8 protein-coding genes are annotated in these 14,841 nt (G+C 54.6%); 2 read left to right on the top strand and 6 right to left on the bottom strand.

Features of this window, described 5'->3' with window-relative positions:
- Positions 1 to 142: 142 nt before the first annotated feature.
- Complete coding sequence (locus tag ACP3RB_RS03440) at positions 143 to 1,138, top strand: restriction endonuclease (RefSeq protein ID WP_426699446.1); 996 nt, start codon at positions 143 to 145, stop codon at positions 1,136 to 1,138.
- Positions 1,139 to 1,479: 341 nt separating this feature from the next.
- Positions 1,480 to 4,386, top strand: a complete 2,907-nt coding sequence (locus tag ACP3RB_RS03435) for an FAD-binding and (Fe-S)-binding domain-containing protein (RefSeq protein ID WP_426699445.1) — start codon at positions 1,480 to 1,482, stop codon at positions 4,384 to 4,386.
- A 116-nt stretch (positions 4,387 to 4,502) separates the two neighbouring features.
- On the opposite strand, the gene ACP3RB_RS03430 is transcribed toward ACP3RB_RS03435, so the two are convergent.
- From ACP3RB_RS03430 to ACP3RB_RS03405, 6 genes are all read right to left on the bottom strand, one after another.
- On the bottom strand, positions 4,503 to 4,997 hold the full coding sequence (locus ACP3RB_RS03430) for a hypothetical protein (protein WP_424826346.1): 495 nt from the start codon (positions 4,995 to 4,997) through the stop codon (positions 4,503 to 4,505).
- 1,622 nt (positions 4,998 to 6,619) lie between these two features.
- Positions 6,620 to 7,330 (bottom strand): MAE_28990/MAE_18760 family HEPN-like nuclease, encoded by a 711-nt coding sequence (locus ACP3RB_RS03425; RefSeq protein ID WP_424826347.1) that lies wholly within the window; start codon positions 7,328 to 7,330, stop codon positions 6,620 to 6,622.
- 13 nt (positions 7,331 to 7,343) lie between these two features.
- Positions 7,344 to 8,477, bottom strand: coding sequence for a DUF262 domain-containing protein (locus ACP3RB_RS03420; protein WP_424826348.1), 1,134 nt, complete (start codon positions 8,475 to 8,477; stop codon positions 7,344 to 7,346).
- Positions 8,478 to 8,776: 299 nt separating this feature from the next.
- On the bottom strand, positions 8,777 to 10,810 hold the full coding sequence (gene thrS, locus ACP3RB_RS03415) for a threonine--tRNA ligase (RefSeq protein WP_426699444.1): 2,034 nt from the start codon (positions 10,808 to 10,810) through the stop codon (positions 8,777 to 8,779).
- Between the two features lie 132 nt (positions 10,811 to 10,942).
- Positions 10,943 to 11,389, bottom strand: a complete 447-nt coding sequence (locus ACP3RB_RS03410) for an ArsR/SmtB family transcription factor (protein ID WP_426699443.1) — start codon at positions 11,387 to 11,389, stop codon at positions 10,943 to 10,945.
- 128 nt (positions 11,390 to 11,517) lie between these two features.
- Positions 11,518 to 14,232, bottom strand: coding sequence for a Rib/alpha-like domain-containing protein (locus tag ACP3RB_RS03405; RefSeq protein WP_426699442.1), 2,715 nt, complete (start codon positions 14,230 to 14,232; stop codon positions 11,518 to 11,520).
- Between the last annotated feature and the right edge of the window lie 609 nt (positions 14,233 to 14,841).

Raw genomic sequence — 14,841 nt, 5'->3', positions numbered from 1 at the left:
TCCTCTGTAGCACCCTCGCACTTCCGGTGCCCTCCGAACAGTATCTAAACAATTACCGCTGACCGCGAGCAGGAATAGCTGTCCCACCTGAGGGTATAGTTGTACTCGACAATACATCCACCAATCAATGGAGATTATCTCGATGACCAATCAGTCGTCAGCATCCGAGATCGAACCGGTCGTGGTTCCCAAGTTCTACGAGTTTATTCCTGATATCCTGAGTTACCTTTCCGACGGCGTCGAGCGTAGCAATAAGGAAATCTATACCGCTGTTGCCGCGCGTTCCGCACTCTCACCGAAGCAGATGAAGCAACTCATGTCGAACCGTCGACGCCTTGTATACGTGGACCGCATTAGCTGGGGTCTCACCTACCTCAAACAGTGGGGAGCCGTTGAATCGCCGGGTCGCGGCCGTCAGAAGATTTCGGACGAAGGCAAGAAGCTTGCTAATCAGTACCCTCAGGGCCTCCCTTCGGAAATCGTCGCGGAGATTGTTCGCGGCGTTAAGTCGAACTCCTCCACAGCAACCCCGACTCAGCCGGCTAAGAGCGGCACGAAGAACGATGTGCCCAAGGTAGCCCCCAGCACGTCCGAACCCGCAAACGTAGACGAGAGCACTCCCCAAGAGCTCATTGATGAGAGTATCGCTCAGCTGGAGTCTGCACTCGTGCACGATATTCTGGAGCGCGTACGTTCCATATCCCCCGGCGCTTTTGAACAGTTGGTGGTGGATATCCTGCTAGCTATGGGATACGGAGGCGCCGAAGAGCGGGGTATCGTCACCCAGGCATCTCGCGATGGCGGTATCGATGGAGTCATCGACCAGGACGCACTGGGTCTGTCAAAGATTTACGTTCAGGCCAAGCGATACGGTGAGAAAAACACCGTAGGCCGACCGGCTATCCAAGAATTTGTCGGTGCGGTACATGCAGAAGGTACGCAGGGCGTATTCATCACCTCGAGCTCTTTCACCACCGACGCGCGGGAGTTCGCGAAGAAACTCAGCGGTAGCACCTCAGTGGTTCTGGTAGATGGTGACCAGCTGGCCCGTCTCATGGTGAAGTACGGTATCGGCGTACAGGTGGAACGAACCTACACCATCAAGAGGATTGATGAGGACTTCTTCGACGAAGCCTAAACGTTACACAAGCGTGGGGTGGAAAGCATGTAGCTTTCTGCCCCACGTTTTCTTTTGGGTTGTTTGCTGGATTGTTACAGCAGCTGGTAGGTGAACCTAAAAAATTCCAAATCGGTCCGCGGGCAGGGTAGCTGTCTCCTTCAGGCGCATGCACAAAACCCACGGGATACCAATAAATACGCAGGGAAACCACATCACCACCCGGCGTATAACCCGCTTCCCTTATGGTGACAAGTAGTCGCCAAGCTTAGCCATAGCTAAGCGGAAAAGACGGCGTTCAAAAGAAGATACTGAGAAAGACAGCATTACACACCCCTTCATCTGTAAGGAAGCTCAAGATTATGACCGTTGTGTCAAATACATCTGAAGCCCTCAATTCCCCCTACGAGGACACCCTCAAGCGCCTGCTCAGCGACGCACGCGCAGAAGCCGTCGAATCCAGCGTCTCCGAGCTCGAACGCCTCGCTATTGCACACGACGCATCCCACTACCTGCTCGTACCCGCCGGCCTGATCCGCCCCGACTCCGCCGAAGACGTCGCCAACATCTTCCGCGCAGCCGGCGACCTCGGCCTGCCGCTGACCTTCCGCTCCGGCGGCACCTCCCTCTCCGGCCAGTCCAGCGGCGACGGTCTGATGGTCGACACCCGCCGCCACTTCAAGAAGATCGAGGTTCTTGAAGACGGCAAGAAGGTGCGCGTGCAGCCCGGCGCGACCATCATGATGGTCAACAACTACCTGGCACCATACGGCTACAAGCTCGGCCCCGACCCGGCATCCTGGTCCGCCTGCACCATCGGTGGCGTGGTCGCGAACAACTCCTCCGGCATGTCTTCGGGCACCAAGTACAACACCTACAACACCCTGGACTCCATGGTGTTCGTGCTGCCCAGCGGCACCATCATTGACACCGCCGAGCCGGACGCCGACCAGAAGCTACGCTCCCTCGAACCCGAGCTTCACGAGGGCCTGCTGCGCCTGCGCAAGCGCGTCACCGAGAACCCCGAGTCCATGGCGAAGATTCGCCAGCAGTACTCCATGAAGAACACCATGGGTTACGGCCTGAACTCCCTGGTCGACTTCGAAACCCCCGTGGACATTCTGCAGCACCTGCTGATTGGTTCGGAGGGTACCCTCGGCTTCGTTGCTTCGGCAACCTACCGCACCCTGCCGATTCTGAAGAACATTTCCACCGGCCTGCTCGTGTTCGACAACCTCATTGACGCGGCACGCTCCGTACCCGAACTGGTTGCTAACAAGCTCGCTACCGTCGAGCTGATGGACGCCACCAGTATTCGTGTGGCTCAGCGTACCGGTCAGGCTGCGGAGGCGCTCGCCGCCATCGACGTGAAGGACCACGCCGCCCTGCTGGTTGAGTTCCAGGGCAACTCTGAGCAGGAGCTGAGCGACCTTGCCGCCGCTGCTGCACCCATGTTTAAGAGCCTGCCGGTGGCTTCGCCGGTGTCGATGACCAGCAAGCTGTCTGAACGTAACGCCCTGTGGGCGGCACGCCGCGGCCTGTACACCACCGTTGCGGGTAACCGCCCCTCCGGCACGAACGCCCTGCTGGAAGACGTGGTCGTGCCCGTCGAGGTTCTGGGTAACACCTGTAGCGACCTGACCAAGCTGTTCGACGCACACGGCTATAAGGATTCCGTGATTTTCGGTCACGCGAAGGACGGCAACATCCACTTCATGCTGAACGAGCAGTTCCGCGACCCGAAGCAGCTGGACCGCTACCGCGAGTTCACCGAAGAAATGGTTCAGCTGATTCTCGGTAACGAAGGCTCGCTGAAGGCTGAGCACGGTACCGGCCGCATCATGGCGCCGTTCGTGAGCCGCCAGTTCGGTGAGGAACTCTTCGACGTGATGCGCCAGATCAAGCGTCTCATTGACCCGAAGGGCTTCATGAACCCCGGCGTGCTGCTCGCCGAGCCGGACACCGACTACGTGACCGACCTGAAGGTCGCCGAAACCGTCGAGGAAGAAGTCGACCGCTGCGTGGAGTGCGGCTACTGCGAGCCGGTCTGCCCCTCCCGCAACCTGACCCTGACCCCGCGTAAGCGCATCGTGCTGCGCCGTGAGATTGCCGCCGCTGAGTTGAACGGCGACCACGAGCTCGCCGAGCGCCTGCGTAAGGAGTACGAGTACTACGGCATTGAGACCTGTGCCGTGGACGGCATGTGCCAGACCCGCTGCCCCGTGAACATTAACACCGGTGATTTGATTCGCCGCCTGCGTTCTGAGAACCAGGACAAGCTGGCCGCTACCGGCTGGAAGGTCGCCGCGCAGCAGTGGGGCATCATGGACAAGGTCGCCGGCAAGGCCCTGACCGTGGCGAAGAAGCTGCCGTTCCCCGTAGTACACGGCACCACCGATATTGCCCGCAAGGTCATGGGTGACGACATGGTTCCTTCCTACAAGAAGGACCTGCCGGTTGGTGGCCCGGCGCGTAAGCCGCACAAGGACGCAACCGCTGAGATCGTGTTTTTCCCCGCCTGCGTGAACGCCATGTTCGGCGGCGTGGACGGCGACGGCAAGCACGACCCGGTCAATGCAACCCAGGCGTTCATTCGCCTGTGTGAGCGTGCGGGCGTGAAGTACCGCATCCCGGACAATATTGGTGAGATGTGCTGTGCTACCCCGTGGAAGTCGAAGGGCTTCACCGACGGCTACTCGATTATGAGCGACCGTGTGCTGAAGTCCCTGTGGGAGGCTACTGACGGTGGCCGCCTGCCGGTCGTGTGTGACGCTTCATCCTGTACTGAGGGTCTTGAGGTGATGCGCAAGAAGGTTATTGAGGCGCTGGAGCACAAGATCGTGAACGGTTTGAAGCCGGGTGAGCCGGACTTCTCGCGTCTGCGCATGTACGACGCGGTGCAGTTCGCCGCCGATAACATGCTGGACAAGCTGACCGTGTCTGCTCCCCTGCCGTCGATTGCGCTACACCCGACCTGCTCCATGACTCACTTGGGTACTCAGCCTGCGTTTGAGAAGATTGCGAACGCGATGAGTGACGACGTGTACGTGCCGAAGCACTGGGGTTGCTGTGGTTATGCGGGTGACCGCGGTATGCTGCACCCTGAGCTGACTGCGAGCGCTACGGAGGCGGAGGCTGCGGAGCTGAGCGAGCAGAAGGAGTTCGCCGCATACATTTCGGCAAACCGCACCTGTGAGCAGGGCATGACGGAGGCGACCGGCCACACCTACCAGAACGTGTTGCAGCTGCTGGAACGCACCACCCGCTAAACGGCTGAGCGCATAGCAACGGTATAAAGGAAGGGACCCGGCGGGCTATCCAATGTGGATGGCCTGCCGGGTCCCTACTATGTTTTAAATATAATTTATTTATGCCACACAAGTATTTAGGCAAATGAGAACTTAGTAATATTAGCTTCAATTTTATTTTCATGAGAAGATTCGTTCCAGAGAGACAAATAATCTTCTTCCAATATATTTGAAACATTAGAAATTCCCTGAATACTTTTTAAATAATCTCCAATATTCACATCATTTGGCAATGTTTTTGCCTCGGTTATACCCGTCTCAGGTGACGCTAGAACAACACCTTGCGGTTTTTGGTCAAGCACCTTCTCGGCAGTACTGTGCAGAGTTTTCGCATACAATTGCCCCTCCACCTCAGTCACAACAACAACAGGAAAACCATCAGCAATAGCTAAAGATCGACGCACCACATCATTTACCTTTTCTACAGGCGCAGCTGGAACAACACGGCATTCTCCATTTGATTTAAATGCCACAAGATCTACAATATTGCGGTACTTTGAGTTCCGACGAGCAGCCAGATTGAATCGGCCAGCAATACGAGCTCGCTCCTTCATCAATTCGAGGCTTGCCATTCTTCAATCCTCTCTATGGCACCTTCTACAATATGGATATTTGCTTCCTCATAAGCAGCATTACTCTCCGCAATACTGTTCAGTGGATGATTTTCCATACGTGTATCACGGCCACTGTGATACCGGTAAATATGATAATGAAAATTTCGATGAGAGGAACACCCACGAATTATATTCCAATATTCATTAGCTCGAAGAGAATCATCGTGAAACAATAGCTCCAAACTAAAGTTATAGAATAAATTTTTATTAGAATCAGTTTTAGTGCAAGTTGTATGCCTGTCCGATATTTTAATATTCCCTTCATCATCTAGGTATGAGATAATTGCAGGGATATTCCAAGTTTTACGACACGATGCACATAAGCACTGAAAAACAGCGCCCTCTTGCAAACGAGGTTTCTTCTTTCCCAATCTTCCTCCTGAGTATTTTAAAATTTATTTATAAAATAATTAATGCACAACCATTATTACACCTTAACCAATCAGGTAATAATTTTAATGTATCACACAAATATTTACTGACGTATTCAGGTATTTGAAATATCAAATATTGTAAAATTTACCAACAAAAACCACCCCCTCCGCAGCTTGTCGCCGCAGGGGGTCCTATATATAGGCTCGGTGCCAGTTCGCTAGCTTAGCTGGCCACGGTCAACTGCAGTCAGCCCGCACTGGCCACACCTACTAGAACGTGCTGCAGCTGCTGGAGCGCACCACCCGCTAGGGCTGAGCGCATAGCAACGGTATAAAGAAGGGACCCGGCGGGCTATCTGATGGATAGCTGCCGGGTCCGTTTTTGTCTGATGCAGCACCTATTTTCGACTATTCAAAAGTCCAATAATCAATACTGCTATTGAGATGCCGTAGAGAATTCCAAGCACTAGGTCGCTGACATTTGACACTGCGTTCAAGATAATTGCCAGGATCAAGAACAGCATCCCAACAGGAACATACTTATTCGACTTCATACGCTCGTGCTCCCTCAATAATCAACAGTGAGACATCATTTTCAGGACCATCCAGCTACCCATTTTCTGAATGACTATGGACGTTCGCCTTACTACCACGCTAGCACTCTGGAGCTAAAAACTAGCCCGCGACACAACTTTCTGCACCCCACCCGTCCCTCCCCCACCCTCACCTCCTCAAAGCGCACAAAAAATCACCCCCTCCGCAGCTTGTCGCCGCAAGGGGGGTGGTTTCTATATATGAGCTAGACCAAGAAAGCCTAGTACTACTCAGCAGCCTCCGTGCTGGGCTCAGGTCGCTTTCTAGGACGACTGAGCCGTTCGGGATCATCTGTGCGTACTGCAGGAAGGTGCCGATTGTTAGGTCTTCATGTGCGGTTTCCGGCTGGGTTACGCCGGATGTGCTGGCAACGGTTGTTACGCCTCGTGAGTCTTGTCCGAGGTTTCGTACGCGTTCGGCTTGGATGATTTGCCGCGCTCCCCGACACTCTAAACCCACAAGGCTACGAGTGCAGACTGTTCTGGATTACAACGGGTAGACCAGTTACAGCACCCCGATGCAAGCTTATTTCCTCAGAAATCTATACCCCTTTATGATACTCCTTTCCACACTGATATAAAACAATTTGTACAAGATCTATCAAACATCTCTTTACCCTACAGTCTTTAGATATTTCTTATAAATCCACGCGTCACAAAACGCATCCGCTATTACATCTATTGCATCTACAATTTCTTGATGTATTTCCAAATACTGATCAATCGCTTCATTTACTTCTTCAACAACCTCTTTATTGCCGTGAGCAACAGCATTTCTCATACTAAGAAGATTTTTACTTGATTTTATAAATTTTCCACCTAGAGATTCTCTGATTGATGAGTCATAAACATTTAAATCCTGAAGTATTTTAAACAGAGTATCATGCCCAAGGTTAGCCTTTGTATTTACAATCGATGCTTTAACAAAGAAATCCTTCTCCTGAAACTCAGAATACTTGTCCAAGAATTTAGATATATCAAAACCATCTTTACTTACCAAAGAGGCAAGCGGCTTTAAAGAATCTGCCAGAAATGCAGCTCTCAAAGAATCATTGACGTCCGACTGAGACAACCTTTTTGAGTTAATGGCCTCAACATACTTCAATCCCATCTCTTTGACGCACCCTTCCCAATGTGAATAAAGCATGACATAAGCAGCCTTTAATCTATACATTTTTGCACTAATTCTTAAAGACTCCTGCTGGTTTTTAATCCGTTTTATATCAAATTTAATTTGAATTAATTCACGTTTCCTCCAGGCTGTTTCTGCATCAATCTCTTTTTCAAAATCAATGTCCAGGTTGCTTGCTTCTTCTTTAGACACAGAAGTAAATCCCCTAATCTATCGAAGCGCCTAGTAATTCACGACCAGCCGGGACCGTCCATTTAATTCGCGCCTCAGTCGCTGACCCAGTAATCTTCTTCGCCTCAGGCTTTCCCCAGAATTTCTTGGATACCTCCTCAAAATTATCATTAAACTTTAAATCGTTGAAGACACAATACCCAACACCGGAGGCAAATGCCTCAAATGCACTAAGGCTAAATTTTTCAATATATTTATTATTTTTACTGTCCCAAGGATGGAAAATATTGCGAAACTCTGACAACTTTCCAAACGTAGCATCAAACAATTCATCATATGCATCTTTTCTGGATTCAAAATTTACCGCAATATCAAATGCAAAATTATCTATATCTTTAGTGAAATCTGATATGCTTTTAATATTCTCATTGGACAGGTGAGATAGCAACAAGAACCGAAGAAGCATCTCTTCATTATACTTCTTCTTCAATCGCTTTTGAGTAAGAGTCATAAGATTCAAAAACTCAGGAGAACTTGCCTTCCGCGAAATCCACCTCACCATTTCCGGGGATTCACTAGCAATTACCGCATTACGAATTTCCTGAGGATCCAATTTACTGCTATTTGAATTAAGGCGCTTAAAAAGATCATATTTTGCCTTAATGTCAGAATCTCTCTCAATGATTTTAACATCAATCTTTGAGCGCCTAAGGTCTCGCTTTTGAGCCTCACTGAGATACCCCTTAGGTGTATTCTTAGTTCTCACCTCTTCATCCCAAGCAACGCCTTCAAGAGAGGGAAGATATTCAGTTTTTCCTAGTACGGATGCAGGTTTAATTTTATGATTATCTTCATTCTCTAATTCTTCATCTTTCAGATATCCCATAAACTCCAAAAGCGTACTAATACGCTGTAGTCCATCCACCACTTCCCAGCGCCCCTCCGTATCTGCAGCGACGAAAACAGAAGGCAAAGGAAGTCCAATTAGGATACTTTCAATAAGCTGACTCTTCTGTCGTAGATCCCAGCGAAACAAACGCTGATATACAGGTGTCAAAAGCAAGTCACCTTCAGCGTACATATTCGCCAGCTCACCGATACTCATCGCGTAGGCCTCTGCCCTAATCTCGCGCCGAGCTTTACGAATTTCTTCCTCGAGATTCGTCATCACATCTCCTAAACTATGGGAAAAGATATTTGGTCCACGGGTCGCAATATGATGCATTACGACCACAAACACTTCTCTAACCGATTCTTTCAGTTATCGATACTTGTGAACGCCAACGAACGTTAGCGCCGTCACTTACATTAGCACGAAGACACCCGCCCAGACTAGGAAAAACTCCACCACAACACACTTTTCTCCACCCGCACCTCCTCAAAGCGCACAAAAGAAACCACCCCCTCCGCAGCTTGTCGCCGCAAAGGGGGTGGTTTCTATATATGAGTTAGACCAGAAGCCTAGTACTACTCAGCAGCCTCAGTGCTGGGCTTGGGGTCTTCGTTCACGCGGTTGCGGATATGCTCCACAATACGTGCCACAGCCTCATCCACAGGCACACCGTTCTCCTGCTTGTTACCGCGGAAACGGAACGAAACAGCGCCGTGCTCCGCATCCTCACCGCCAGCAATCAGAATGAACGGAACCTTCTCAGTAGACGCAGTACGAATCTTCTTCGTGAAACGATCCGAACCGTAATCCACCTCAACACGCACACCGTGCGCACGCAGCTTATCCGCGATCTCGGTCATGTAGTCGTTGAACGCCTCAGCCACCGGCACGCCAATCACCTGAACCGGTGCCAGCCACGCCGGGAACGCACCCGCATAGTGCTCAGTCAGCACACCCAAGAAGCGCTCAATCGAGCCGAACTTCGCCGAGTGAATCATGACCGGCTCCTGCACGGTGCCGTCCGCAGCCTGGTACTCCAGACCGAAACGGCTCGGCTGGTTAAAGTCGTACTGAACGGTCGACATCTGCCAGGTACGGCCGATAGCATCCTTCGCCTGAACCGAAATCTTCGGGCCGTAGAACGCAGCTCCACCGGGATCGGGTACGAGCTCCAGGCCGGTCTCCTTCGCAACCTGCTCCAGAACCGCGGTAGCCTCTTCCCACTGCTCATCGGTACCGATGAACTTGTCCTTCTTATCGCCCTCAGTGTCGCGGGTGGACAGCTCAAGGTAGAAGTCAGTCATGCCGAAGTCCTCAAGCAGGCTCAGCATGAACTTCAGCAGGTGACGCACCTCGTCCGGTGCCTGCTCCTTCGTCACATACGAGTGGGAGTCGTCCTGGCTAATCATGCGCACGCGGGTCAGGCCCTGCAGCACGCCGGACTTCTCATCACGGTACACGGTGCCGAACTCGAAGAAACGCAGCGGCAGCTCACGGTACGAACGGCCACGAGAACGGTAAATCTCGTTGTGCATCGGGCAGTTCATAGCCTTCAGACGGTAATGACCGTTATCCAGCTCCATAGCCGGGAACATGCCGTCCGCATAGTACGGAAGGTGACCGGAAGTGTAGAACAGGTCTTCCTTCGAAATGTGCGGGGTGCTGACGTACTGGAAACCCTCCTGAATGTGGCGGGTACGCACGTAATCTTCCATCTCGCGCTTAATCACGCCACCCTTAGGGTGAATCACCGGCAGGCCGGGGCCAATGTTCTTCGGGAAGGAGAACAGGTCCAGCTCACGGCCCAGGCGGCGATGGTCGCGGCGCTCCGCCTCAGCGATGCGCTCCTTGTACGCCACCAGCTCGTCCTTAGTCGGCCACGCGGTACCGTAAATACGCTGCAGCATGGGGTTCTTCTCAGAACCACGCCAGTACGCGCCACCGGCACGCATCAGGGCGTAACCGTTAGCGATCAGCTTGGTGTTCGGCAGGTGCGGGCCGCGGCAGAGGTCCTTCCAGACGGTCTCGCCGGTCTTCGGGTTCACGTTGTCGTAGATGGTGATTTCACCCTCGCCGACCTCCACGGATGCACCCTCGGCAGCATCCGCACCAGAACCGGGGCCCTGGCTCAGGGAGAGCAGCTCCAGCTTGTACGGCTCGTTCGCCATCTCAGCGACAGCCTGGTCGTGGGTGACCACGCGGCGGCGGAACAGCTGACCAGACTTGATGATCTTAATCATCGACTTCTCGATCTTCTTCAGATCTTCCGGGGTGAACGGCTCAGCCACATCAAAGTCAAAGTAGAAGCCGTCAGTAATGTACGGGCCAATGCCCAGCTTGGCGTCCTTGCGGTACTCCTGCACCGCCTGCGCCATCACGTGCGCAGCGGAGTGGCGCAGAACGTTCAGGCCGTCCGGTTCGTGAATGAAAACCGGCTCAACGGAGTCGCCAGCAGACAGCTCGTGGGAGAGGTCAACGAGCACGCCGTTCACGCGTGCTACAACGATCTTCGGGTCGTCAGCGAACAGCTCAGCGGCAGTCTTCGCGGTGACCTCGCGCTCCTCACCAGAAACGCTAATAACAATTGCTGAAGAATCAGCGGCAGACATAAGTCTCCTTAACTCAGGCGCGCGCGTGCCACTCGGGGCGCCGCGGGTGCGCATACTATTCCGCACTGTACTGGTGCACGGACACACACCATCTTACAACGGCTCCCAGCCAACGCTCAGCTTAAGGGCAGACTAGTCCGCATGATGCTCACGCGTATGCTCATACACGTCAAGCACAATGTGGCTAATATGGTCGTCCTTCAGACGGTAAATGGTGGTGCGGCCCTGCTGCTCACGGTCAATGACGTGCGCCTCACGCAGGATGCGCAGGTGGTGCGATGCGAGAGGCTGCGAAATGCCCAGGCAGGTGTGCAACTCGCTCACACTGTGCGGGCGGTGCATCAGGTGATGCGCAAGCGCCAGGCGCAGCGGGTTCGCGAGCGCAGAGAAAATCGCGACGGACGGGCCGAACTGTTCCTCCCAATCCTTGGGGCAGCTACCTTCAAGGAGGGGCGCGTTGGCGGGCACCTCGTGGTCGTGCGCCGAGGCATGCTCGGCGATGTGCGCCGCTACATGGTCTGCGGGGTGGTTGTGGGTGGTGTTAGTTTCGGTCTGGTCTGTGTGCTGGCTCTGAGTCATAGTATTTTCACCTTAGGTACAGGAAGGGGGCACGTCAAGAAAGTGACGCCTGTGCGGCGTGCTTTCTTGAGCGTGCCCCTCTCCCCTATGTGCGCTCTTGAAGTGCGCTAATACTACATGCGCGGCCGCTATCGGTTAGCTACTGCCACCTGCAGGTAACCCTCAGCGGACTTTACGCCCTTGTCGGTCACTGCGCGGTAGCGGACCAGCGGTGCGAAGCCCTGCTTATTCTTAGCAGAAACCGCGATGCCCTGGGTGCCGTCGGGCAGGGTCACCACACGGTAGGTGCCGTATTCGTCGCTGTATGCGCTGACGGCCTGGCCGCGCTGGTTAAGCAGCTCCAGCTTCTTCACGGTCTCGCCGCGGCTGAACGCGCCGAAGGACGCCTCGTCGTTGTTCAGCACTGCCACGTTCTGGGTGGTGCCCGAGTACAGGGAGACGGAGTCCTCACGCGCGATGGGGCTGTTCTTGTCGACCACGTGCACCTTCAGCGGGATCGAGTACAGCTGTGCGGCGGAACCCTTCTTCGCCTTCACATCGGACATGCGGGCGGGTGCCTTGCCGGTGCGGTTCACGGTGATGTTCTTACCGTTATCGCGGCGCAGGTCCCAGGTGGTGCCGGTAACCTCGTGGGTATTCAGATCAATCGAGTAGGTGCCGGTCTTGCCGTTGGAGGCAAAACGGATGCCGGTCTCGGCGCTGGAGAACTGGCCGCCAGCAGTGTTGATCTTCTCCTTGTTGACCCAGCGGCTGGGGCGGAAGTTCGGGGTCTGCTCGATTTCCTGGAAGTTGTAGTCGCGGGCGTAGCGGTAGTTCGGGGAGACCTTGTGGCTCTGGTGCACGCTCTGCGCCACGGCAGTTTCACCCGAGTAGACGGTGGCGTGGTGCTCGGCGGGCTGGTAAATCACGCCGGAGCCGGTGCCGGTCTTACCGTAAGCGTCCGAGGGGTACTTGAACTTCACGGCATCCGAAGATTGGTTCACTGCCGCGTTCTGAGTCTCGGCATCGCTGATGCGGTCAGCCTTGGGGGTGCGCACGGCGGAACGGCGCACGGTCACGGGGCGTGCAATCTTGTGTGCGTCAGCGTTCGAGTCGGTCGCCTGGTTGTTGCTCTGCGGCAGAACCTGGGTACCCTCACGGCGTGCGGTATTCTCAGCGGACTCGGTGTAGTTCACGGGCATCCACTGCACCTGCTGCCAGGGGAACTGGTTGCCGGTGAAACCGCTGGGAACGAAGTTCGCGAACATTGCCGCCAGCTGCGGGTCTTCCTTGTACACGTTCTTACCCTGGCGGGCGTAGGGTGCGTAGGAGCTTGCCGCCTCCAGGTTGAATGCGTTGGTGAAGAGGTTGTGGTCCGTAAGGATGAAGCCGTATTCCTTCATCGCGGTCAGGATCATGCGGGTGAGCTGGTCGTCGGCGTGGCCGGTGTTTGCCAGGTGCTCTTCCACGTCAAAGCTTGCGGGCAGGAAGCCGCGCTGACCCGCGCGGGGTGCGTTCGGGTACTTGCTCAGGTTAATCTTGCCGTCGGTGCCCTTCGCAGGGAAGGAGGCGGTCATCGCTGCGTAGTCAGCCGCGGTGATGGACACCATGTGGTTGATCTTGCCTGCCTTAAGCTCGTCCACACCGATCTGGGTGAGCTCGTTTGCCAGGCCCACCACGGAGGAGGTGCCGTTCTTGAGGGTCAGCCAGTAGTTGTCTTCGCCCACGCCGCCGAAGTTCGGCTTAGCGAGCATGTAGCCGCCGGAGGACACGTGGTAGGTCGCCGGGTAGTCAACCGCAACGGGGATGTCCACGGTGCCGCGGGTGCCTGCCGGAATCTTGTAGGTGATCTCGCCGGTGGTTTCGTTGATGGACGCGCCGGGCACGTTCTTTGCCAGGCGGAACTTCGCACCGCGAGCAATCGGGTAGGAGGTGCGGGCGTTGCCGGACTTCGCATCGATGCTCACGGGCGCTTTGATGGTGACGGTCTGACCCGCATTGCCGCGGCCGACGTTGTCGTACTGAATCTTGGCGCTCTTGGGGGTGGATGCGTTACCGCCGCCCACCTGCACGCGGGCGGTGCTGGTGTAGGTCTGTGCGTCTGCATCCTTGACGAACTTGAAGTAGGAGCGCCAGATGCCGGTCGCCTCGTCGTACAGGGCGATGGACTGGTCGCCGGAGAGGCCGTGGTCCTCAGCAAGCCAGTTCGGGATCGGGATGCCGCCGGTGAGAATGCGCTTGTTCTCGGGATTAGCGTTGACGCGCTGGTCACGAGAGACGACCTCGACGTACTCCTGGTGCGGGTTCGCGGAGTTCACGGCGAGGGTCGGGATGTTCTCGTGGCCGCCAACGGTCTGGGTGCGAATCTTCTTGAGGGTACCGCCGTTGATGGCGGTGGTGACGGGGTGGTTGCCCGCATCGCCGCTGTATTCGAGGAAGGTGCGGCTAATTTCGCTGCTGTTGGGCGCGACGGCTTCGGTGCCGGTGAGCTTCTGGGCTGCGAAGGAGTCGCTGGCGAGCTTGCCGCTCAGGGGCGAGGTGTTCTCGGTGGTGGTCAGCTGCTCCTTGGTGAGGGAGGAGTCGACCGGTGCGAGAGTGTCAATGGTCTGTGCCTGCTGGTCGGGGTTCCAGTAGCAGGTCGGACCGGGCGCGACGTTGGTAATGTTCGCGAGAGTCGGCACGGTGCGGTAGCCTGCTTCGACGCAGGTGGTACCGGATACGTTGCGGGTGGAGGCGGTGGCACCGAAGGTCGCGGGGAGGTTCGCGCCGGTGATGACGGTTGCCAGTGCTGTGGAGACAGCGATGGTGGCACGGCGGCGGTTTGTCGGGCGCTGTGCCGGATTTTTGGATGCAGTTGTGGTCATGTTTTTCTTCCGTTCGTGTCGGCTTGTTTGAGTGAGTGCGTTTGTATGAACAAACACGGACGTGAGTGAAATATGCATCTGAGGGTATGCCCGGGTGGGTCCTGATCTTCTGGCAGGAATTCTCAGGAAACTCTCAGATAATCCCCATACCCTACATAGTCTTTTAGGCGAACGCAAAACGAGTTTGTGACTTGGGGCACCGATTTTTTTGTCAAAGGTTCAGGTTTAGGCTCATATTTCTTTACACCTGTGTGCACCGATAGATGTTCAGCCTCTTGAAATTTGCACCACAGTGTTTGAGTTTTACTCCTAGTCAGGCGAGTGTAACTTGAGAAAAACGAAAATTGCGCACGAAAAACTAAACCTTCAACCACAAACTTCCCGGAATGACGCACCAAAACCCCCTGTTGAATTTCTCACACGTGCCCACAATTGGGATTCTGTACCGAGGGTAGATATGGTCTCAATCACCGAAACAGGGGCTCCCGTACGCCAGATCAGCAACTTTCAAGCAGGGGCCGCACCCACAGGAACCCCCTTGTTTCACCCCTATAGACCCACAAAACCCACCCAAAACCCTAAGATTTAGGTCAAATCTTAAAGTTTTTG

The sequence above is a fragment of the Rothia mucilaginosa genome (assembly GCF_049990865.1).
GTDB classification, from domain to species: Bacteria; Actinomycetota; Actinomycetes; order Actinomycetales; family Micrococcaceae; genus Rothia; species Rothia mucilaginosa_I.
The sequence above is the reverse complement of the archived record's forward strand: the minus strand, read 5'-3'. Positions and strand labels throughout refer to the sequence as shown.